The organism is Emergencia sp. 1XD21-10, from assembly GCF_009936045.1.
GTDB classification, from domain to species: Bacteria; Bacillota; Clostridia; order Peptostreptococcales; family Anaerovoracaceae; genus Senimuribacter; species Senimuribacter intestinalis.
In genome coordinates, this window is record NZ_QWEQ01000018.1 from 1 (window position 1) to 20,399 (window position 20,399).

Below are 20,399 nucleotides of genomic sequence, written 5' to 3' on the forward strand. Positions count from 1 at the left end.
GCCACGCACCATTTCTTGGTGCTGCACTCCTGACGGGGGTCCTACCTACGACTCCTCTTCGCCGTCATTCTTCCGGCTCGACTCGCCGGGTTAGGACTCCCTTATTACAGCCTTGAATGCGTCTTTCAGGGCTTCTAAAACTTTGCTGTGTACGCCGTCGGTTTCTTCGTCGGTCAGGGTCTTTTCGTCGTGTCTGTAGGTCAAGCTGAACGCAACGCTCTTCTTGCCTTCATCCACCTGCTGACCTCTGTAAACATCAAAGAGTTTCACATCTCTGAGAATCTCTGTACCAGACTCCCTGATTACTTTTTCAATGTCACGCACCTGTAAATCCTCGTCAACAATCATTGCGATATCTCTTGAAGTTGACGGATACTTCGGCGGCTGATGGTACAGAATTTCTCTATTTGAAAGTTCTACAATCACGTCAAAGAACAGTTCACTGATATATGCACGTGTTCCAATTCCGTATCTTTCGCTCACGTCTGGATGTACTTCACCCATGATGCCCAGTTCAACCTCCTGACCATTTGCGTCTTTGGTGATAATACGAGCACATCTGCCCGGGTGATATACCTTGTAGTCAGATTCAGCTACAAAATCCAGTTCTTTAATTCCCAGTCTCTCCAGCATGGTACCGATGATTCCTTTCAGTGTAAAGAAATCTTCATCTTTGCCGTAAAGACCGAGAGACAAGTTATAAGATTCAATCGGAAGAGCCTTTGGATCCATCAGATTGTTCATAAAGGTCAAAGCAAGCTCATAGGCTCCTACTCTTTCGATATTTCTTGCATAGTTTCTGCCCAGAACTTCTAACATACCTGGTGTCAGAAGGGTTCTCATGGCAGCAGTTTCTTCTCCCATCGGATTGATGATTTCAACCAGATTTCTTTCCCAGGAATCTTCTTCAATTCCGATGTTATCTAAAATTTTGTTGTTGGAGAAAGAATAGGTCTGAATCTCATTAAGACCCATGCCGCAGAGCAGGTTTCTAGTCATATCACGCAGTCCCCAGCTCTTGGAAACGGTTCCAACGGTATCAGCCTTCGGCAGTGTCAGCGGTAAATTATCAAATCCATACAATCTTGCAATTTCTTCGACACAGTCAATTTCTTCCTTCATATCCTGACGAACAGTCGGCGGAGTTACCAGCATGATATCACCTTCACCTTCTACCTGCATGTCAAGTCTTCTCAGATATCCTTCCATCTCTTCTCTAGGAATATCAGTGCCAAGCACCTTATTCACCTTGCTGACCCTACAGCTGATAGTTACAGGCTTTTGCGGATTGTGATACACATCCACGCTGCCGTTTAAGACTTTACCACAGCCCAGCATTTCTACCAGCTTACAAACTCTGTCAGCTGCTGCTTCAGCAAGGTTCGGATCCAGTCCTCTTTCGTATCTTGCAGAGGCCTCCGTTCTCATTTCCAGCTTCTTCATAGAGCGATGAATGGAATTCTTGTGGAAGCATGCGGACTCTACCAGTACTGTGTTGGTATCATCTACGATTTCAGAGTTGAGACCACCCATGATGCCTGCGATACCGATTGGTTTTTCAGCATCGTTAATCATCAGCGTATCGGAGTAGATATCTCTTTCCTGTCCATCCAGAGTGGTAAACTTGTCGCCGTCTTTTGCCACGTCAACGATGATTTTTCTGCCTGCAACGCTTCTGATATCAAATGCATGGAGCGGCTGACCGTATTCCATCATGACAAAGTTGGTGATATCTACCATATTATTAATCGGTCTCATGCCAGCTGCCATCAGTCTTTTCTGCAGCCACCACGGAGACTGCTTGATTTTTACGTCTTTAATGACTCTTGCAGTGTAACGCAGACAGTTCTCGTTTCTGACTTCTACGGAAATGTAGTCGGACGCGTTTTCATCGGTCTTTTCGCATTCGTTTTCCGGATAAGTCATTCTCTCTTCAAATACTGCAGCTGCTTCCTTTGCCATACCCAGCATGCACAGGCAGTCCGGACGGTTTGGCGTAATGCAGAAGTCGATGGCATAATCGTGAAGTCCCAAAGCTTCCACAAAGTCTTCACCCAGATGTTCGTCCCAGTTGCCTGGCAGCATCCAAATACCATCTTTGGAAATATACGGTGCAATCTTATCTTCGATCCCCAGTTCCTGTGGTCCGCACATCATACCATTGGAAACAATGCCTCTCAGCTTGCCCTTGGTAATCTTTACACCGCCTTCTACCTTTGGCTGACCGTGAAGCGGTCCCGGAATATGGCTGTTATGCTTTGCAATCGGGCAGTAACCACCCTCGTAAATGTTGGTCGCTCCCGTTACAATCTGCAGCGGCTCATCTTCTCCCACGTTAATCTGGCAAACGACCAGTTTATCTGCGTCAGGGTGCTGTTCGATTTTATCGATTCTACCAACCACAACACCTTCAATACCAGTCCCAAGCTCATCACAAGTTTCCATATCAGAGCCGGACATAATCATGCGGTTGCAAAATTCCTCAATTGGCACATTGACATCTGTATAATCTTTTAACCAATTTAATGATACTAACATTGTATATAACCTCCTATTTGAACTGCTCGATGAATCTCATGTCGTTTTCATAGAGGTAACGAATGTCATCGATTCCGTACTTCAGCATAGCGATTCTCTCTACACCCATACCTACTGCAAAGCCGGTATACTTTTCTGTATCGATGCCGCCTGCCTGGTGTACGTGCGGGTGCGTCATACCGCAGCCCAGAATTTCAATCCAGCCGCTTCCTTTGCAAACAGGGCAGCCCTTGCCGCCGCATTTGAAACAGGAAACGTCCATTTCTGCGCTCGGCTCGGTGAACGGGAAGTGACTCGGACGGAACTTGGTTCTTGTCTCCGGACCAAAGAGCTGTTTCGCCATATGGTCAAGAGATCCCTTTAGGTCGCCCATATTAATACCCTCACCGATAACCATCATTTCAATCTGATGGAACGTTGGAGAATGAGTAGCATCCGGGGTATCTACTCTGTAACATCTGCCCGGAATCAAAACTTTATATGGCAGCGCCAAATCGTGCTCTGCTCTGATTTCTGCCGAAGAGGTATGAGGTCTTAATACCGTATCTTCGCTTACATAGAATGTATCGGTCATATCTCTTGCCGGATGGTTTTCCGGAGAGTTAAGCGCATCAAATGTGTTATACACCGTATCTACATCCGGTCCTTCGTAAACGGAGTAGCCCATGCCCTTAAAGATTTCTACTACTTCGTCGATTACCTGCGTAATCGGATGTTTTACACCGAATACGACTTCTTTGCCCGGCTCGGTTACATCAATTTTTTCTGCCTTGAACCTAGCTTCTCTTGCCTTTTCTTTTACCTCGGCAGCCTTCTCGGAAAGGAGCTGTTCAAACTCCGCCTTTGCTTTGTTGGCAGCCATACCCAGCGCTTTCTTTTCTTCTGGCGGAAGCTTGCCCATGGATTTCAGGATTGCTGTCAGTTCTCCCTTTTTACCGAGAATCTTTACTCTTACGTCTTCCGTATCTGCTAAAGAAGTGGCAGCTTCAAGCTGCGATTTTGCTTCTTCCAGCATTTGCTTCAGTTTCTCTTGCATGTTCTTAAACCTCTTTTCAAATATTTCTTTGCCCTTATATACTAAATTTATTTGTGCCTCGCAGCCTCGTACATTAGAATGCCCGCCGCTACAGAAGCATTGAGAGATTCCAATCTGCCCTTCATCGGAATCTTGACTTTGATGTCCGCCATTTCTATCAGTTCCAAAGATACGCCATTGCCTTCGTTTCCGATGACCAGGGCTGTGTCTTTGGAAAGGTCCACATCAAAATAATCATTGTCGGTATCAAAGCAGGTGACCGTAAGGCGTTTGCCCAGACTGTCCACAAGCTTTCTAAGCTCCCTATTATCCTCGACATGAATAATAGGGATCCTAAAGACAGATCCAGCTGCACTGCGAATGGTCTTCGGCGAATAGACATCACCTGTGCCCTTGACAATCACAGCAACAGCGTACCCTGCACCCTCGGCAGTCCGCAAAATGGTGCCGATATTGCCCGGATCCTGTAATCTATCCAAAACCACCAGATTGGTACCTGCACCGCATAGGCTCCCCAGCTCTTCTGCGCTATAGGTCTGCTTTTCTATGACGGCCATAATGCCCTGGCTGGTCTCAGTCTGTGCAATTTTGTCAAAGAGTTTCTCATCCATGACATAAATCTGCTGCGTCTTTAATGCTGGCGGAACCAGTGATTCCTTCCCTTTTTTGCTCACTATGTAATGAATCTGCTCAGAAGGTGTCTCCGCCAAAAGATTTTCTCCCTCGACGAGATAAAGTCCTTCTCTATCCCGATATTTCTTTTGAGATAGTTTCTGGCATTCCTTGAATATTCTGTTTTCCTTAGAACTAATTTCTTTTATCATAGTAATTACACGAAAAAGCCGGTCAAAAAAATGCCGGCTTTTAAACATAGCGCTTGTGTCTTATTTCTGCCCACTTAAGAAGTCAGGCAAATCGAATCTGGAATTGCTCTGATCCTCGTCTTTGGTCTCTTCAAAGATTTCACCAAGGGTTACGCTTCTTCCTGTCAATCCATTTTCAGTGGTCACAACCTCCTGCGGTGATTTCTTCTGGAAATTGCTATAGTTTACGGGAGCCTCATCAAGACCCTCTCCAAAGCCTGTTGCAATAACAGTGATTGCAACCTCATCATTCATTTCTTCGCTGACAGCCGCACCAAAGATCAGAATTGCTTCTCTATCTGCCTGTTCTTCTACCAGACTTGCAATTTCGTTGACTTCCAGCATACCCAGGTCATATCCGCCGGATACGTACAGCAGGATAGCTCTTGCACCTGCAATGGTAGTCTCAAGCAACGGACTTTCGATGGCGGATGTAACTGCATCCTTGGCTCTGTTCTCGCCGCTTCCTCTGCCCACACCCATGTGTGCAATACCTCTGTCCGTCATGACGCTCTTGACATCGGCGAAGTCTACGTTGATTAATGCAAAATCCGAAATCAAATCAGAAATACCCTGTACACCCTGTCTCAGGATGTCGTCTGCCATAGTAAATGCCTGCAGCATGGAGGTGTTTCTCTCGCAGTTCTGTAACAATTTATCGTTTGGTACAACAACCAATGAGTCTACATACTTCTTTAAAAAGCCCAGCCCCAGTTCAGCCTGATCCTTTCTCTTCTTTCCTTCAAAGGAGAAAGGCTTGGTTACAACGCCTACAGTAAGGATTCCAAGATCTTTGGAAGCCTTGGCAATAATCGGCGCTGCCCCTGTGCCAGTACCACCGCCCATACCGGCGGTAATAAAGACCATATCGGAACCTTCTAAAAGGCTTGTAATCTCATCTAAAGTCTCTTCTGCAGATCTCTGTCCAACTTCTGGATTTCCTCCTGCTCCAAGACCCCTTGTCAGCTTCTCACCAATCTGAATTTTGGTTTCTGCCTTACATCTATTCAGCGCCTGCCTATCGGTATTGACTGCGATAAACTGCACGCCCTTCAAATCAGCCTCCATCATTCTATTGACTGCGTTACAGCCGCCGCCACCGACCCCGATGACCTTGATGACTGCTGCATTATCCTGACTTGTCTCAAATTGCAACATGCTAAATTGCCTCCTTGCATCCCATAATATATTTTATTTTATCACACAATTTATTTCTTTGCACCATTTTTTTATTCAAATTCTGGTGAAAACGGCATATAATTATGCTCTCCCAGATGAATTGTGCCTCTCGTGGTGTCGCTTTTCAATAAATTGTTAATTACTTTCTGTAAGTCTCCGCTTTCCAGTCCGCTTAAAATTTGCTTTGCAGTGCCCTTTACCACAAGTGTGTCGTATATGTAAGCCCGCAGCACGATACTGGATACATCAATACGTTTAAAATAAACATCTCCATTCTGCATTGCGTGAAGCATAGTCAGCGTGGTTTTCAGCGTCGCTGCCTCCTCTGCCTCCACTTTTTCACCTGCTGACAACTTACTGATAGTAAGTCCCGTAAGCAGCGTAATCTTAGGATCGACCTTGCTTTTTCTAAGAACTAGTCCATCTTTATCGATGACCACATACTGCTCGCCATAAACAATAGCCGCAATCTGAGTCCGCTCCTTAACCTCAATAATCAGCGTCGACGGAAGCTTCCGCCTTACACTGACTTCCTCAAAATAAGGATCCTTCAAAAGGTTGTCCTCAATTGTGCTAACATCACCGCCCCAGAAAATATTGTTGCCTGTGGTTGCTACTGCCAGGTTTCTCACTTCCTCTGCATCGTAATATCCGTTTCCGTCTACCTCAATAGTCTTGACGTCGAAAAAACTGGACGAAAGAAATAAAGCTGCCGCTGCAAAAATCCCAATGAACACACAAAACCGCAGCAAATAGTTTTTCTTCTTTCTGACCTTCTTTTTTCGTTCAACCTCTTTAAACTCTATATCCTTATACTCGCTCATCCTTTTTCATCTCCGCATAAATCAGTTCAGTTGCCTCAAGAGGTGCGCAGGCTTTGCTTGCATTGCTCATCTCAGTAAGAGTCGTTAGATTATTTCTAAGTCTCATCACTTCAGAAAGAAGCAGCTCCGAAGTCAGATTTTTTTCTTCGATAAGAACTGCGCCGCCCTTGTCCGCTACAGATTTTGCATTAAAGAACTGGTGGTTGCCCGTTACGTTTGGTGACGGAATCAGGATCGAAGCCTTTCCGCAGACCGTGGTTTCAGCTACAGACAAAGCCCCTGCACGGCTTATGATAAGGTCTGACGCACCCAGATAAGTTTCCATGTCATTGATATAGGACTTCACCCGAATGTTGGGCTGTATCTCGATATTCTTTTCTTCAGCTTTTTTCAAAATTTCATCATAGTACTGACTGCCTGTTCCAAAGATAAAGGTCACACCTTTATGACCGTTTACCGCTTCCATCAAATCAAAAGCTACTTCGTTGATTTTTTCAGCGCCTTGGCTTCCGCCAAAGGAAAATATTACAAAATCATTGCTTCCAATATCAAGTTTTTCTCTTGCAGCCCGCTGATCCACATCATAAAACCGCTGACGTACCGGATTTCCTACATTCACATGTTTTTCCGGCTGATGAAAATAATGACTTGCCTCCGGAAATCCCAGGAAAATTTTATCCGCAAATTTTTCCAGCGTCTTATTTGCTACACCCGGATAAGCATTCTGCTCGTGAAGATAGCACTTTGCACCGTATTTATGCGCTGCATACATGACTGGCACGCAGACAAAGCCGCCGGTTCCTACCACAGCATCAGGCTTAAACTTCTTCATAATCCTAAGCGCCTGACCAATCCCGCGCATCGTAGAAAGTCCAGTGTCGAAAATCTTAAAAATGTTACGCCGATCAAGCCACTTTGCTGATACCAGCTCCATCGGATAGCCCGTACCCGGCACGATGTCCTTTTCAAGTCCGATGTCATTTCCAATATAGAGAATTTCTGAATCCGGTTCTTTTTCTTTTATTTTATCTGCAATGGCAATGGCAGGATAAATATGTCCGCCGGAGCCGCCGCCTGTTACAATCACTCTCATTTTTTCTCTCCTCAATCTGCCTTAACCTGTCTTAATGCATTTTTGTCTTGCCGCTCTCTTCACTGCTGCCGCTCTGTCTGGAAATGTTCAGTATAATCCCCGAGCACCCCATGAAAATCCAGAGGGCATTACCGCCGTAACTGATAAACGGCAGGGCGATACCTGTCGCCGGCATAGATGAAGTCACAACCGCAATATTTAAAACAACCTGCAGACCAATCATGATGGTGATTCCGCCCGCAAGAAGCATACCGAAACGGTCCGGCGCGTTGAGGCATACGTGAAAGCATCTCCAAATCAGCACCGCATAAACAGCCAGTAAAATCAGAAGCCCTATGAGCCCCAGTTCTTCGCCGATAATGGCAATGATGAAGTCATTCTGCGGTTCAGGCAGGTACAAATTCTTTTGGATGCTCTTGCCAAGTCCCAGACCAAATAATCCGCCGGAACCGAGAGCAAGCAGAGACTGTACTACCTGAAAGCCATCGCCGAGAGCGTCTGCAAAAGGATCTGTAAAAGCTACAATTCTCTTCTTCCAATGCCGCATACCGATGTCGTCTCCGATAGCAATCAGTCCGACCACAGCCGCGCTTCCGGCGACTGCTGCACCAATCACGTATCTCCACTGCAGTCCTGCAAGAAACATGATTCCCGCAATAATACCGCACACCGTGATAGCCGTAGAAAGGTTCGGCTGCTTGATAATCAGACCGCCAAAGACCCCCATTAGTATCAGCAGCGGTAAAACACCTTTACTAAAAGACAATATCAGCTTTGTATCGCTTGCCAGAAATGACGCCGTAAAAATAATCACGGCAACCTTTGCAATTTCTCCCGGCATAATGGTGAAGCCGATGTAAAGGGCTCTCGTCGCACCGCCTTCCTCTCTGCCCAGTGGAGTCAATACCAGAAGCAGAAGGATAAAGCTGGCAAGAAGAATCAGGATAGAAAGCCGCCTGAAAAGGTGGTAATCCAAATAGGAGCAGACCGCCATAATCACAAATCCACTGAGGGCAAAGATACCCTGCCTGATCAGGTAATCATAAGGAGAGCCTGACTCGTTGATAGATTTATAATAGCTAGCGCTGAAAACCATAACTACCCCAAAGATGACTAAAATTGTCACCATAGCAATAATTACAAAATCGCTCGCTCTTAAGTTTTTCCTGCTCCATAAGTTTAATTTCATTATCTGTCTAACCCGCTGACACACTGCTTAAAGTGGTCTCCCCTTTGTTCAAAATTATCATACATATCCCAGCTTGCACAAGCAGGGGAAAGCAGCACCGTATCTCCCGGCTCTGCCATCTGCGCCGCCATGCGCACACATTCGTCCATATTCTTGCAGCTTACAAAGTCGGTAAATCCCGCCTTTTCCGCCGCTTCTTTAATCATATGCGCATCTCTACCAAGAAGAATTAACTGTTTTATGCTGCCGTCAAATTCCTTCACCAGTTCTGCGAAATCCTGTCCCTTGGCATCGCCGCCTGCAATGAGCAGGATATCCTTTTTGATAGCCCTGATTGCTGTCACTGCCGCATCCACATTGGTTCCCTTGGAATCGTTATAGTATTTTACGCCGTCTACCTCACCGCAGTATTCCAGTCTGTGGGCAACACCGCCAAAGCTTTTGATAGTATCTGCAATCACCTTAGGTTCAATCCCCGCAAAATAGCAAATTGCTGCTGCCGCCAGCACATTTTCCAAATTGTGACTGCCGATGATTAAAAGATCATCAACTGCGCATATTTCTATTATATCTCCATTTTTCGTTTTCATGACAATCTGCCCGTCTTTGACAAATGCGCCAAAAGGCAGTTCTTCTTTTCTGCTGAAAGGCACGATATTTGCCTTGCAGTCCTTTGCCAACGCATAACAGGCTTTGTCATCGTAATTGATGACCAGATAACCGTCTTCTCTCTGGTTTTCAAAGATCTTCGCTTTCGCTTTTCCATAAGCTTCCATGGTATGATGACGATTTAAATGATCCGGGGTCAGATTCAAAATTGCCGACACCACTGGCTTAAAGTACCTGGTGGTCTCCAGTTGAAAACTGCTGGTTTCCGTTACCAGCCATGCGTCCTCCTCTGCGTCCATAGAAGCAGAAATCACAGCCACACCGATATTGCCGACCACGTAGGTTTTTCTCTTCGCCGCCTTGAAAATTTCGCCAACTAGCGTGGTTGTGGTAGTCTTCCCATTGGTTCCTGTGATCGCAGCATACCGACCGTGTCCGATTCGATAAGCAATTTCAAGTTCTCCTATGATTTCCACACCGGCTTCCTGGGCTTCCTTGATAAAAGCAAGCTCAGGGCTCACACCCGGGCTTAAAATCAGCATATCGAACTGCCCCATATCAGCCGGCACCCTGTCAAAGTAACAGGTTACCCCTCTGCCCCTGAGGAAGGCAAGAAGCTGTCCATCTATCTTTTCTTCCTTTTTTGAATCCTGAATGGAAACTTCTGCGGAAAGGCGAAGCATTGCCTGTGCTGCAGCAATTCCTGATTTTCCCAGACCTACGATTAAAACTTTTTTATTTCGAATGTTGTTTAAATTTCCACTCATCGTCTTACCTCTTACCCTAACATTTTTCTTTCCTGTTTAATCTTTCCATTTTCAAATCATATATACACTGTCAAATACGTGCGATTAGATATTTGCAACAAGATACGCGATGCCGCAGCAAACCAGTGCAATAAACCAGAACATAGCAACTACGTATTTTTCTTTCATGCCGCACATTTCGAAGTGGTGGTGCAGCGGGGCCATTTTGAAAAAGCGTTTGCCGCCGGTCATTTTAAAATATCCCACCTGAATGATAACAGACAGTGCTTCCAGTACATAAATCAATCCTGCAACCGGCAAAAGAAATTCCACTTTCATAATAATCGCTGCAGACGCCAGCGCACCGCCAAGGGCCATAGAACCGGTATCTCCCATGAACAGCTTTGCAGGGTATCTGTTGAACACCAGAAAACCTAAACATGCGCCGGTCAGCGCTGTACAGAAAATCGCTGCGCTATTATGCCCAAACTCCATGCCGACGATGGCAAAGAAGAATGCTACCAGCGCTGTAACGCCAGAAGATAAGCCGTCCAGTCCATCAGTCAGATTCACCGCATTTGCCATAGCAACAACGACAAAGATGACAAAAGGAATGTATAGCGCGCCAAAATCAATATACTTGTCGATGAACGGAATCCATACCTCAGTTCCGTAACCAGAATAATTTGCCATATATACGGCCAGTGCCCCTGCAAAAAGAACTTGCAGTACCAGCTTCTGCCATGCGCGAAGTCCCAGATTATGTTTTTTTGCAACCTTGATGTAATCATCAAAGAAGCCGATTAATCCAAAGAGCAGTGTCACCGCCAACATAACGAAAGTGTCCGTGGACACATACCCACCGATAAAGGTCATCAAAACCAATGCTCCGAAGATGGCGATGCCGCCCATGGTAGGCGTTCCTTCCTTAGAAAGATGAGACTGCGGGCCCTCTTCCCTGATAAACTGCTGAAACTGTTTATGTTTGAGAATAGGAATTTCCAGTGAGGTCAATATCGTGCCCGCGATCATTCCTAAAGCTGCTAAAAATACGAGTTGAAAAATCTGCATGTGTGTTACTCCTGTTCCTTCAAAATTTTATCCACAATCTCCTCCATGCCCATGGCTCTGGAACCTTTTACCAGAACGGTATCTCCCGGTTTAAAGAGTCCCATAGCTTCCTCATAGAATTGATTCTTTGTATCATAGAAATACACCTTCGTATCCATCCCTGCGTGGTTTGCCCCCAAAGCTATATCTCCTGCTTTCTCTCCTACAGCAATCAAAAGATCGATATTTTTTTCTGCGGCGTAAACACCGATTTCGTGATGATAAGCGGCAGAGTTTTCTCCCAGTTCATTCATGCCGCCTAAAATAGCGATTTTACGGTTTCCCTTAGCGCTGACTAAAGTGTTCAAGGCTGACTTCATGGAGTCAGGCGCCGCATTGTAGGTGTCATCAATCACCTTAATTCCTCCGGCTTCCCTGATGGAAAGCCTCTTTCCAGTCAGTTCCATAGCTACAAGGCCTCTTGCTGCTTCCTCGATAGAAACACCCAGCTTTCTGCATGCCGCAACGGCAAGGCTTGCGTTAAGCGCATTATGCGCGCCTGGAACCTGCAGAGAAATCCTGTACGTCTGTCCTTCCGCCGCCAAAGTAAAAGCAATGCCCTCCGTCCCGAAATCTTCTATATCCTTTACAGTATAGTCTCCCTGATCTTCTTCCAGAGAAACCTTAATCACATCATAGTCACCCCTAAATTCTGCTTTCTGCAGCATATCGCAGGAGCTGTTTACAACCAGAGTATTTTCTTTCCCGAAGTAATCGGTAATCTCCATCTTGGCGGAGAAAATGCCTTCTCTGCTGCCCAAATTCTCGATGTGAGAAATCCCCACATTGGTAATAATGCCGATGTCAGGTCTAATGATGTCTACAAGGCGATGGATTTCACCAAAGTGATCCATTCCTATTTCCAAAACCGCAGCTTCCATTGTATCATCAAAGGAAAAAATCGTCAGTGGAACGCCGATATCATTATTGAAATTTCCTACTGTGGCACCGGTACAATACTTTTGTTTTAAGATAGCATGCACCATATCTCTGGTACTGGTTTTGCCCACACTGCCAGTAACAGCAACCGTTTTCAGCTGCAATCTCTCAAGATACCAGGCAGCTAGCCGCTGCAATGCTTTTGTGGTATCAGAAACCAGAACTGCGCTGAGTCCCTCGGGCACTGCAGCTTCTCTTGCAGTAAGCACCGCCGTGCAACCCTTTTCTTTTACCTGTGGTATAAATTTATGAGCATCATGTACCTCTCCCACAATGGGGACGAATAAGTCTCCTGCTTTTGCCGTGCGGGAGTCTGTGCAAACTGCAAAAATCTCTTCTTTGCTCTGTCCAGAAATAATCTTTCCGTCCGTCGCCTTTTCAATTTCTCCTAAAGTTATCGTGTTCATGTTTCACCTTTTCTATTGACGCCAGAACTTCCTCACGATCGTCAAAATGTATTTTATCTTCTCCAATAATCTGATAGTTTTCGTGTCCTTTACCTGCAATGATGGCTATTTCACCATCCTGCAAATGCTCCGCCGCATAACGAATCGCCGCTCTTCTGTCTGCAATCACCGTAAAACAGCTTCTCTGTTCTGCAAGAACTCTGGTAATATCGCTGATAATTACCTCCGGCTCTTCTTTTCTCGGGTTGTCGGAAGTGACCACTGAGAAATCTGCAAGGGCAGCTGCCGCTTTCGCCATGTCTGTTCGTCTGTTTTTGTCTCTCTGCCCACCGCAGCCAAAAACCACAGTCAGACGCTTCGGGTGATAATCCCGCAAAGACTTCAGTAAATTTTCAAGGGCTACGCCGTTATGTGCATAGTCCACCATGATGACTTTACCGGGACCTGCCGCAAACATTTCCTGTCTGCCCGGCACCAAGATTTCACGCAGTGCCGTACGAATGCTTTCCTTGCCTATCTTCATCCTGCTGCAAACCGCCGCTGCTGCCATAGCATTGTAACAAGAAAATTTCCCGGGTAATCCCACAACCAAGTCTATATTATAATCGCCTGTAATCTCAAATTCCACTCCTAATTTTCCGGGAATTTTGACATAATCCAAGTTCTTTGCCTTAAAACCGCAGTGCTTCTCCATTCCATAAGTAACAATCTTGCAAGCACTGTCCTCTACCATTCGCTGTGCATATGGGTTATCTGCATTTATCACCGCTTCCTTACAGGTCTGAAACAACTGCGCCTTGCAACCCGCATATTCAGCAAAATCCCGATGTTCACCGCGTCCGATATGATCTTCTGACAGATTAGTAAACACGGCATAGTCAAAATACAGTCCGTGTACTCTCTTAAGCTTCAGCGCCTGAGACGACACCTCCATCACACAAGCGGTACAGCCACAGTCTGCCATCTTTCTAAGGTACGCCTGCAGCTCCACCGATTCCGGCGTCGTATGGGTGCTTTCAATGATTTCTTCTCCTGTATCCGTATGCACCGTTCCAATCAGCCCGCATTTTTGTCCTGCTCTTTTCAGTATTGCCTGTATCATAAAAGTCGTCGTCGTTTTTCCCTTAGTACCGGTTACCCCGATAAGACAGAGCTTTCGGGCAGGATAGCCATAAAACGCGCCTGCCATTTCCGCCATCAGCTGTCTGCTGTCTGTAGTTCTGACAACCGTAATATCATCTGACAAGCTAAGAGCTTTCTGGCAGACCACTGCCCTCGCCCCTCGCTTAACTGCTTCCTCTGCATAGTCGTGGCCATCATCTTCCGCACCTTCAATGCAGACAAAGACGCAGCCCTCTATGACTTTATCACAATGGTAGAAAATTCCTGTAACCGCAAGTTCCAAAGAACCTTGCATACACTCATAATCTGCATTTTGCAGCAGTTCAAAAAGTTTCAGTTCAAATCTCCCCGATTCTTTGCTTTCAGTCTATTCTCTATATAAGTATACCTTTCCGCCTTTCTTTATCTTCTTACCTGCCTTCGGATACTGCTCTACGACTGTAAAGTCTTCGTTCTCAGATTCCTTCGGTATTGCCTGGTATTCCAAATCATATTTTCCTAAAACGCCGATAGCCGCACTGTAGCTCTTGCCTTTTACATTCGGTACATAGACGTATTCGGACTTAAGCGCTTTTTCTTCTTCCTCGGTGTACTTCGGATTGACGCCTAAATAAGGAAGTGCATTTTCCATGAATTCCTTGGCAATCGGTGCTGCTGTGGTACTTCCGAACTGAATGCCTTTCGGGCTGTCTACAACAACCAGAATGACAAACTGAGGGTCATCCATCGGCGCCATACCAATAAAGGAAGAATAAGTATCTTCTGAATAGCCTCCTGTAGCCGATGGCTTATCTGCTGTACCTGTCTTGCCGCCGATACGATAACCTGCAACTTTTGCCTTACCGCCGCCACCCTCGGATACGACATACTCCATAATTTCCTTCATTTCATCTGCTGTTTTGGAGGAAATAACTTTGCGGACCTCTTTCGTTTCGAAGGTCTTCACCGTATCCCCGTTGGAATCGGTCAATTCTTTTACCACTCTGGGCTGCATGAGCACACCATCGTTTCCGATAGCACAGACCGCCGAAACCAGCTGTATCGGTGTTACCGCAACTCCCTGCCCATAGGAGATGGTTGCAAGTTCAACTGGTCCGATCAAATCTTCCGGCTGTACCTGCGCTGTCGCCTCTCCTGGCAAATCAATATGAGTCAAAGAAACGCTGGTAATTCCAAACATTTCCAAATAATCATAGTACTTCTCTTTGCCCAGCTTCATCGCCATCTGGATCTGTACTGGGTTGCAGGAATTTCCTACAGCCTCTTTCAAAGTTTCAGTTCCATGAGGTACACTGCTCCAGCAGTGGAGCGTAACATGCGTGCCGGGCACCTCGTAACCTACGTTACATTGATACTTAGTGGTAAGCGATGTTACACCTTCTTCCAGTGCAGATGATGTGGTAAGCAGTTTAAAGGTTGAACCCGGCTCATAAGTGTCACTGATGATAGGATTTCTCCACATCTGGTTCAGGTAAGTGCCTTGTTCTTCCGTTGTCATCTTGTCAAATTTTTTCTGTTCGCTTTTCTTAACAGGCGTCAAAGGTTCATTAGGATCAAAGCCTGGATTGGTCGCCATGGCGAGAACGTCGCCAGTTGCAGGATCCATGACAAGACACATAATTCTGCTGGCGTTGGTTTCCTTCATACCGTTTGCCACAGCATTTTCTGCATAGTGCTGCAGCACCTCGTCTATGGTAAGAACCACGTTAAGCCCGTCTTCTGCCTGATAGTATTTTTCTTCTCCATAAGCCAGAGAATTTCCGTTAAGATCAGTATTCTTAATCCATCTGCCAGCTACGCCACTGAGATATTCATCATACTGAAATTCTACGCCGCTGCGGCCTTCGTTATCATCGTTGACACTGCCCAGAAGCTGAGAAGCAAAATCCCCCAGAGGGTAATAGCGTTTTGCGTTTTCAGCAAGTTCAATTCCGTAAATTTCCAGTTCTCTGATTTTATCCGCTGTTTCTTTATCCAAATACTTGGCAATTTTAATCAGCGCCTGTTGTTTCGTGATTTTCTCTTCGACTTCAGCAGCTTCCATATCTAAAACCATGGCAAGCTTACCGCTTATCTCTTTGATTTCTTTGTCAGTAGTGTAGGCTTTTTTCACATCGGAAGGTCTTGCCCAGACAGTATAGCATGCAGCGCTGGTCGCCAGCTTTTCTCCGTTGCGGTCAAGAATAGAGCCGCGTTTGGCTTCAATTGGAATATCGCTGGTCTGCTGATCAATTGCCATACCACTGTATTCTTCCGCCTTTACTACCTGAATCCATGCCAGACGAAAAGACAGAAGCAAGATCAATACACTGATGATGCCAAAGGTGATAATCACTCTCTTTTTATTTTTTCCGCTAACTCTCGCCATATTCCTTTATAACTCCTGTCTGATGTTTTCTCCATAGATAGCAAAAAGAGCCAGACGTTCTAGATTATTCAATTGTCCGGCTGCATTCTATGAAATTATTCCCAAAAATAGTATACGGTTTCTCCGTTAGTTGTATGCCTGTTCTTTGATCGCCATAGCAAAATTTTCTGATGGTCTGTCATCCTCCGTCACATAAACACACTCCCCATCTGTCGGATATACCATACCGAGCTTCCCTTTGGCAACTTTTTCTATATGTTCTACATTATTGGCACTTTTAATTTTGATGTTGAGAGTATCAATTTCTCCCTGGATTGCCTCATTGGATGAAACCAGGCTGTTGTTCTCTACCTTCAGTTCAGCAGAGTATGCAGTCACTACGACCATCACAATACAAATCAGTCCAATCATCAACGCCCCTGTTAATATTCTTCTTTTGTCTTGATTTCTCATTAGTATTCCCCATCAAATTTTTTCGCAGACCCTAAGCTTTGCACTTCTGGATCTCGGATTTATCTCTAGTTCTTCCTTGCTGGGAAGAATTGGTTTCTTAGTGATTTTGTCAATATCTGCTTTTTTTCCGCAAACGCATACTGGAAATTCTGCAGGACAAGTGCACGGATTGGCTCTTTGCGCAATAGTTTCTTTGACAATGCGATCCTCCAGCGAATGGAAGGAAATCACACAAAGCCTGCCGCCCGGCGCCAAAACATCACAAAACTCTGAAATTGCGTCCTTTAGCTGTCCCAGTTCATCATTTACCTCAATGCGAATTGCCTGAAAAGTTCTCTTTGCAGGATGAGGACCTTCTCTTCTTGCTTTTGCTGGAATGGCGCTTTTAATCAACTCCACCAACCGACCGGTTGTTTCGATAGGCCCGTCCTTTCTTCCATTTACGATAAAACTCGCAATGCGAGAGGCCCACTTTTCTTCGCCGTATCCGGAAATGATACGTCTCAGTTCTTTCTGATCATAGCTGTTCACTACATCGTAGGCAGTAAAATTATCGTCCTGACTCATCCGCATATCCAGCGGTGCATCATGCATGTAAGAAAAACCTCTTTGGGAATTGTCCAGTTGGAAGGATGATACCCCTAAATCTAACAATGCGCCATCAATGTTAGCAATCCCAAATTCCTGCAATACCTGTCTGATGTCTGAATAGTTGGTTTGCACAAAGAGTTTTTTACACGGATAGCCGGAAAGTCTGAGCTGGGAAGCTGCCAGCGCGTCTCTGTCACGGTCAATCCCGATTAAGAGTCCGTCCTTTGACAGCCTGCGGCAAATTTCGGAGGCATGTCCGCCGCCGCCAAGAGTGCCATCCACGTAAACGCCATCAGGTTTGATATTCAGATTTTCAATACATTCTTCCAACAGAACTGAAGTGTGTTTAAACTCCATCTTATCCCCTAAAATCTATACTGCGCCAAGGACTCTGCAAATTCTTCAGAATCCATTTTGTTTTCGTTATCCGGTGCGTCCCAGACTTCTTTACTCCAGACCTCAATCTTTCGCATAGCGCCCATTGTCACCAGTTCCTTATCGATGCCTGCGTATTCTTTTAGTTCCGCCGGTATAACGATTCTCCCCTGTTTATCAAATTCGCAGTCAACCGCATTTGCACAGAAGTGACGAATAAATGCTCTAACCTTTGGATCCGATTCAGGCAGCGCCTCAATCTTATCCATCTGCTTGTCCCATTCATTCATAGAGTAGATGTAAAGGCACTTGTCCATACCCTTAGTCAGTACGCACCTGCCTCCCAGCTGATCCCTGTGTTTGGAAGGAACAATCATTCTGTTCTTGGCGTCTATTGAGTTGTTAAAAGTCCCCATGAACATGGATTTTCCTCCAGTTTTATACAAATACGATATACTACTACGATTTTACACACCCCATTTTACACCACTTCCCTCCACTTTTCAAGATTTGTTCCCCACTTTTTTGAATTTCTCCCCCATTTTTTTGATTTTTTCACCTTTCAATTCACGAAAAAAAACAGCTTAACTACATCTTGTACTACCCATTTTCTTTGCACCTAAATGTTGCCTTTCGCATAGGATATATTAAACTTACATAGCGACAGCTATGCCTTCGGCGAATCTTCTCCGAAGTCGTTTAAAATATAAAGTGAGGTAATGAAATATGAACAATGAATCTCTGGTATACCTGAACAAGGTTTTCACCGATCTTGAGATAAAATCCTGTCCTTTGATGACTCAGGTTTGCACAACACCTGAAACCTTCGAGCAGCAGCTGTCTGTCTTTGATCCACAGGAAGAACCTTGCGGCTGCAGCGACTGTTCCTGCGGCGACTGCTCCTGCTGCCATAACTGCGGATGTTCTTGCGGATGTTCCTGTGGATGCGCTTCCGATCTTGATTGCTCCGATTTGAATTTTGTTGTTGACAGCACCGAAGTTATCATCAGTGATTTCGACCTATCGTGCCCATCTTCTATTGAACCCTGCAACGTCACAGTAGACGGCATTCCTGTAGATATGCTGGAAGTGTTCAACGAAAGATACATGGCAGCAACCAATGATTTAATGAGCCGAATCGGCGACTGCTCCTGCATGGAAAGCGGAAATTCTACTAAAGGATATCTGCTGATTTCCGGCGTAGGCGGTTTCCACGCAAAACTTTCCATCATTCTGCGAGGCAGCGTTTTCAGCGGTGGATGCTGCAAAAAGTTTAAATTAGTTTTCACCACAAGAAACAACATTTGCTTCAATATCCCAGGACAATCAACTTTCGCTACGTCCCAGCTGTGCCTGCCTTGCACAACTGGCGGAATTGCCCCGATTATCAATTTCTCCTTCTCCGCAAACGGCACCCTTTTGAATCCTATGATTACTGCCTGCCAGACAAACGGAAACTGCAACCTGTCTGTCACCGGCTGCCTAGTAACAGAACCTATCGCAAGCGTACAGGTTACAAGACAGACTTTATTCAGACTGGATGCAGAGGCGCTTCCTGTACCTTGTGATGATATCGAAAAATGCAGACAGAATATAGGCGAATGCGGTCTTGCTGACGATGACAGCAACGCATTTTCTCTGAGACACAGATGTTGTGATGACGGTAGGCGTACAGAGCAGGAAGCCGACAGCTGCAGTTGTGGTTGTGGCTGCACTACTGCTTCCAGAGAAAACCGCACCACTTCTATCGCCTGTCAGTTCAACGGTCGTAACGGCTGTAATTTCTAATTTGCTAATATGAAAACAATTCGCCAGCGCCTTCGCGCTGGCGGTTTTGTGCCGACATTTTGAACCTAGCACTACAGCACCTTTGTACCGGCACTTTTATGTCGATATTTTGGATATTGAAAATCTATGTATATTCTTTCCAGTTTTCAGTTTTTCAGCAAACGGTTTTCAAAATCATAGACTTTCCATGTAAAAAAGAAGACTCTACCATACATGTTCGGGCAAAATTCCCTTTATGATACAGAGAAATCGGGATATAATAGATATCATAAAGAAAAGCTTGCAAAACGGAGGTAGCCGGCATGAAGAAGAAACTGCTGACAATAGTTGTAAGCCTCGTAGCATTGGCTGTGTTTATTCGGTCGCCTCTGTCAAATTATCCGGTAAGTCTGGCGGTTATGAAAATCTACAGCGAAATCCATGCGCGTGACAGCATCATGGAAGAAAAGGGAATCAAGCTTCATATTCCCGGCGGCAGTGCCGCGAAAGAGAAGAATTGGTATCCCTTTGTGATGACTTTCAATGCCGATGCAGGATTCCAGCGATTTACGGGAGAGTCGAACCTGAAGCTGACCATCCTGTACAACTTTCCGGCTTTTAATCTTTGGAAAGGCTGCAGCATGGTCTATGATTCAGCTTCGCCGTATTACAACGGGTTTTACGGCGCTTATCTGGTTTGCCGCGGAGAAGACGAAACCGTGCCTTACGGCTTCCTGCCTGACGGAAGCCTGGACCCTGAAGCTGCTGCACAAGTGCCCCGGTTTGACTTTCAGAAACTGGTTTTGCAGGATTTTGGCATCAAAACAGATACGCTGGTCTTTGACTGGAAAATAGAAAAAATCCGGACGAAGGTAGCTTATCTTGGAATTGATGGCTGGACGCAGACAGATGCAAGGCTGACGGTCAACGGGATGCAGCACCAAAAAGAAGATTTCCGCAGATCCTATCTGCAGTATGGTCCGCCGGGATACCCTTTGCCGGATATCCCGCCAGAAGCAGACTTTGCGCCGGTGGATATGATAGGCAGATTGTACGGCAGGTACTTTGCAGAATGGGACACGTCAATTTTCTTTTACGTGCTTGCTTCCAATCAAGAAGTACTGGAAAACTGTGACAGGAATATTTTATCCCGCAGCATTCTGCAGTGAATTTATCACACACAACGAGGA

At 45.5% G+C, this 20,399-nt stretch carries 17 protein-coding genes; 2 read left to right on the forward strand and 15 right to left on the reverse strand.

The window, feature by feature from the left end:
- Positions 1 to 90 precede the first annotated feature (90 nt).
- The 15 genes from pheT to mraZ all read right to left on the reverse strand — a co-directional run bounded on the left by pheT (position 91) and on the right by mraZ (position 17,864).
- Complete coding sequence (gene pheT / locus D1151_RS11440) at positions 91 to 2,538, reverse strand: phenylalanine--tRNA ligase subunit beta (protein ID WP_161908981.1); 2,448 nt, start codon at positions 2,536 to 2,538, stop codon at positions 91 to 93.
- Positions 2,539 to 2,551: 13 nt separating this feature from the next.
- Positions 2,552 to 3,574 carry a phenylalanine--tRNA ligase subunit alpha gene (gene pheS / locus D1151_RS11445; RefSeq protein WP_160200508.1) on the reverse strand — a complete coding sequence of 341 codons (1,023 nt, stop codon included), beginning with the start codon at positions 3,572 to 3,574 and terminating at the stop codon, positions 2,552 to 2,554.
- 47 nt (positions 3,575 to 3,621) lie between these two features.
- Positions 3,622 to 4,398, reverse strand: a complete 777-nt coding sequence (locus tag D1151_RS11450; RefSeq protein WP_161908982.1) for an RNA methyltransferase — start codon at positions 4,396 to 4,398, stop codon at positions 3,622 to 3,624.
- Between the two features lie 60 nt (positions 4,399 to 4,458).
- Entirely contained in the window at positions 4,459 to 5,595 is a 1,137-nt protein-coding gene (gene ftsZ / locus D1151_RS11455) for a cell division protein FtsZ (protein WP_160200510.1), read from the reverse strand.
- A gap of 71 nt (positions 5,596 to 5,666) precedes the next feature.
- Positions 5,667 to 6,440 (reverse strand): cell division protein FtsQ/DivIB, encoded by a 774-nt coding sequence (locus D1151_RS11460; RefSeq protein ID WP_160200511.1) that lies wholly within the window; start codon positions 6,438 to 6,440, stop codon positions 5,667 to 5,669.
- Positions 6,427 to 7,533: an undecaprenyldiphospho-muramoylpentapeptide beta-N-acetylglucosaminyltransferase gene (gene murG, locus D1151_RS11465; RefSeq protein ID WP_161908983.1), complete on the reverse strand. Its 1,107-nt coding sequence runs from the start codon at positions 7,531 to 7,533 to the stop codon at positions 6,427 to 6,429. The genes D1151_RS11460 and murG overlap by 14 nt, the downstream gene beginning before the upstream one ends.
- Before the next feature lie 31 nt (positions 7,534 to 7,564).
- A complete protein-coding gene (locus D1151_RS11470; RefSeq protein WP_161908984.1) occupies positions 7,565 to 8,722 on the reverse strand; it encodes an FtsW/RodA/SpoVE family cell cycle protein in 1,158 nt (385 codons plus the stop codon).
- The gene (gene murD / locus D1151_RS11475) at positions 8,722 to 10,098 is read right to left on the reverse strand and encodes a UDP-N-acetylmuramoyl-L-alanine--D-glutamate ligase (protein ID WP_161908985.1); all 1,377 of its coding nucleotides are present in this window, start codon (positions 10,096 to 10,098) and stop codon (positions 8,722 to 8,724) included. Before murD ends, D1151_RS11470 begins: the two co-directional genes overlap by 1 nt.
- 84 nt (positions 10,099 to 10,182) lie before the next feature.
- A complete protein-coding gene (gene mraY, locus D1151_RS11480) occupies positions 10,183 to 11,148 on the reverse strand; it encodes a phospho-N-acetylmuramoyl-pentapeptide-transferase (protein ID WP_161908986.1) in 966 nt (321 codons plus the stop codon).
- A 5-nt stretch (positions 11,149 to 11,153) separates the two neighbouring features.
- Complete coding sequence (gene murF, locus D1151_RS11485; protein ID WP_161908987.1) at positions 11,154 to 12,533, reverse strand: UDP-N-acetylmuramoyl-tripeptide--D-alanyl-D-alanine ligase; 1,380 nt, start codon at positions 12,531 to 12,533, stop codon at positions 11,154 to 11,156.
- Complete coding sequence (locus tag D1151_RS11490) at positions 12,505 to 13,992, reverse strand: UDP-N-acetylmuramoyl-L-alanyl-D-glutamate--2,6-diaminopimelate ligase (protein WP_306770897.1); 1,488 nt, start codon at positions 13,990 to 13,992, stop codon at positions 12,505 to 12,507. Before D1151_RS11490 ends, murF begins: the two co-directional genes overlap by 29 nt.
- Positions 13,993 to 14,022: 30 nt before the next feature.
- Complete coding sequence (locus D1151_RS11495) at positions 14,023 to 16,023, reverse strand: penicillin-binding transpeptidase domain-containing protein (protein ID WP_161908988.1); 2,001 nt, start codon at positions 16,021 to 16,023, stop codon at positions 14,023 to 14,025.
- A gap of 126 nt (positions 16,024 to 16,149) precedes the next feature.
- Entirely contained in the window at positions 16,150 to 16,476 is a 327-nt protein-coding gene (locus D1151_RS11500) for a septum formation initiator family protein (RefSeq protein ID WP_160200519.1), read from the reverse strand.
- 12 nt (positions 16,477 to 16,488) lie between these two features.
- Positions 16,489 to 17,424: a 16S rRNA (cytosine(1402)-N(4))-methyltransferase RsmH gene (gene rsmH / locus D1151_RS11505; RefSeq protein WP_160200520.1), complete on the reverse strand. Its 936-nt coding sequence runs from the start codon at positions 17,422 to 17,424 to the stop codon at positions 16,489 to 16,491.
- 8 nt (positions 17,425 to 17,432) lie between these two features.
- A complete protein-coding gene (gene mraZ / locus D1151_RS11510) occupies positions 17,433 to 17,864 on the reverse strand; it encodes a division/cell wall cluster transcriptional repressor MraZ (protein ID WP_160200521.1) in 432 nt (143 codons plus the stop codon).
- A gap of 304 nt (positions 17,865 to 18,168) precedes the next feature.
- Here mraZ and D1151_RS16680 point away from each other — a divergent pair, with 304 nt between their 5' ends.
- Positions 18,169 to 19,230 (forward strand): hypothetical protein, encoded by a 1,062-nt coding sequence (locus tag D1151_RS16680; protein WP_202620423.1) that lies wholly within the window; start codon positions 18,169 to 18,171, stop codon positions 19,228 to 19,230.
- A gap of 302 nt (positions 19,231 to 19,532) precedes the next feature.
- Complete coding sequence (locus D1151_RS11520) at positions 19,533 to 20,378, forward strand: hypothetical protein (RefSeq protein WP_160200522.1); 846 nt, start codon at positions 19,533 to 19,535, stop codon at positions 20,376 to 20,378.
- Positions 20,379 to 20,399 lie beyond the last annotated feature (21 nt).

Bases quoted from the DNA above. Each gene is read 5' to 3' on its own strand.
- murD (WP_161908985.1), bottom strand. From the start codon at position 10,098: ATGAGTGGAAATTTAAACAACATTCGAAATAAAAAAGTTTTAATCGTA.
- mraZ (WP_160200521.1), bottom strand. From the start codon at position 17,864: ATGTTCATGGGGACTTTTAACAACTCAATAGACGCCAAGAACAGAATG.
- pheS (WP_160200508.1), bottom strand. From the start codon at position 3,574: ATGCAAGAGAAACTGAAGCAAATGCTGGAAGAAGCAAAATCGCAGCTT.
- murF (WP_161908987.1), bottom strand. From the start codon at position 12,533: ATGAACACGATAACTTTAGGAGAAATTGAAAAGGCGACGGACGGAAAG.
- D1151_RS16680 (WP_202620423.1), top strand. From the start codon at position 18,169: ATGAACAATGAATCTCTGGTATACCTGAACAAGGTTTTCACCGATCTT.
- D1151_RS11460 (WP_160200511.1), bottom strand. From the start codon at position 6,440: ATGAGCGAGTATAAGGATATAGAGTTTAAAGAGGTTGAACGAAAAAAG.
- rsmH (WP_160200520.1), bottom strand. From the start codon at position 17,424: ATGGAGTTTAAACACACTTCAGTTCTGTTGGAAGAATGTATTGAAAAT.
- D1151_RS11500 (WP_160200519.1), bottom strand. From the start codon at position 16,476: ATGAGAAATCAAGACAAAAGAAGAATATTAACAGGGGCGTTGATGATT.
- murG (WP_161908983.1), bottom strand. From the start codon at position 7,533: ATGAGAGTGATTGTAACAGGCGGCGGCTCCGGCGGACATATTTATCCT.
- D1151_RS11520 (WP_160200522.1), top strand. From the start codon at position 19,533: ATGAAGAAGAAACTGCTGACAATAGTTGTAAGCCTCGTAGCATTGGCT.
- D1151_RS11495 (WP_161908988.1), bottom strand. From the start codon at position 16,023: ATGGCGAGAGTTAGCGGAAAAAATAAAAAGAGAGTGATTATCACCTTT.
- mraY (WP_161908986.1), bottom strand. From the start codon at position 11,148: ATGCAGATTTTTCAACTCGTATTTTTAGCAGCTTTAGGAATGATCGCG.
- ftsZ (WP_160200510.1), bottom strand. From the start codon at position 5,595: ATGTTGCAATTTGAGACAAGTCAGGATAATGCAGCAGTCATCAAGGTC.
- pheT (WP_161908981.1), bottom strand. From the start codon at position 2,538: ATGTTAGTATCATTAAATTGGTTAAAAGATTATACAGATGTCAATGTG.
- D1151_RS11470 (WP_161908984.1), bottom strand. From the start codon at position 8,722: ATGAAATTAAACTTATGGAGCAGGAAAAACTTAAGAGCGAGCGATTTT.
- D1151_RS11450 (WP_161908982.1), bottom strand. From the start codon at position 4,398: ATGATAAAAGAAATTAGTTCTAAGGAAAACAGAATATTCAAGGAATGC.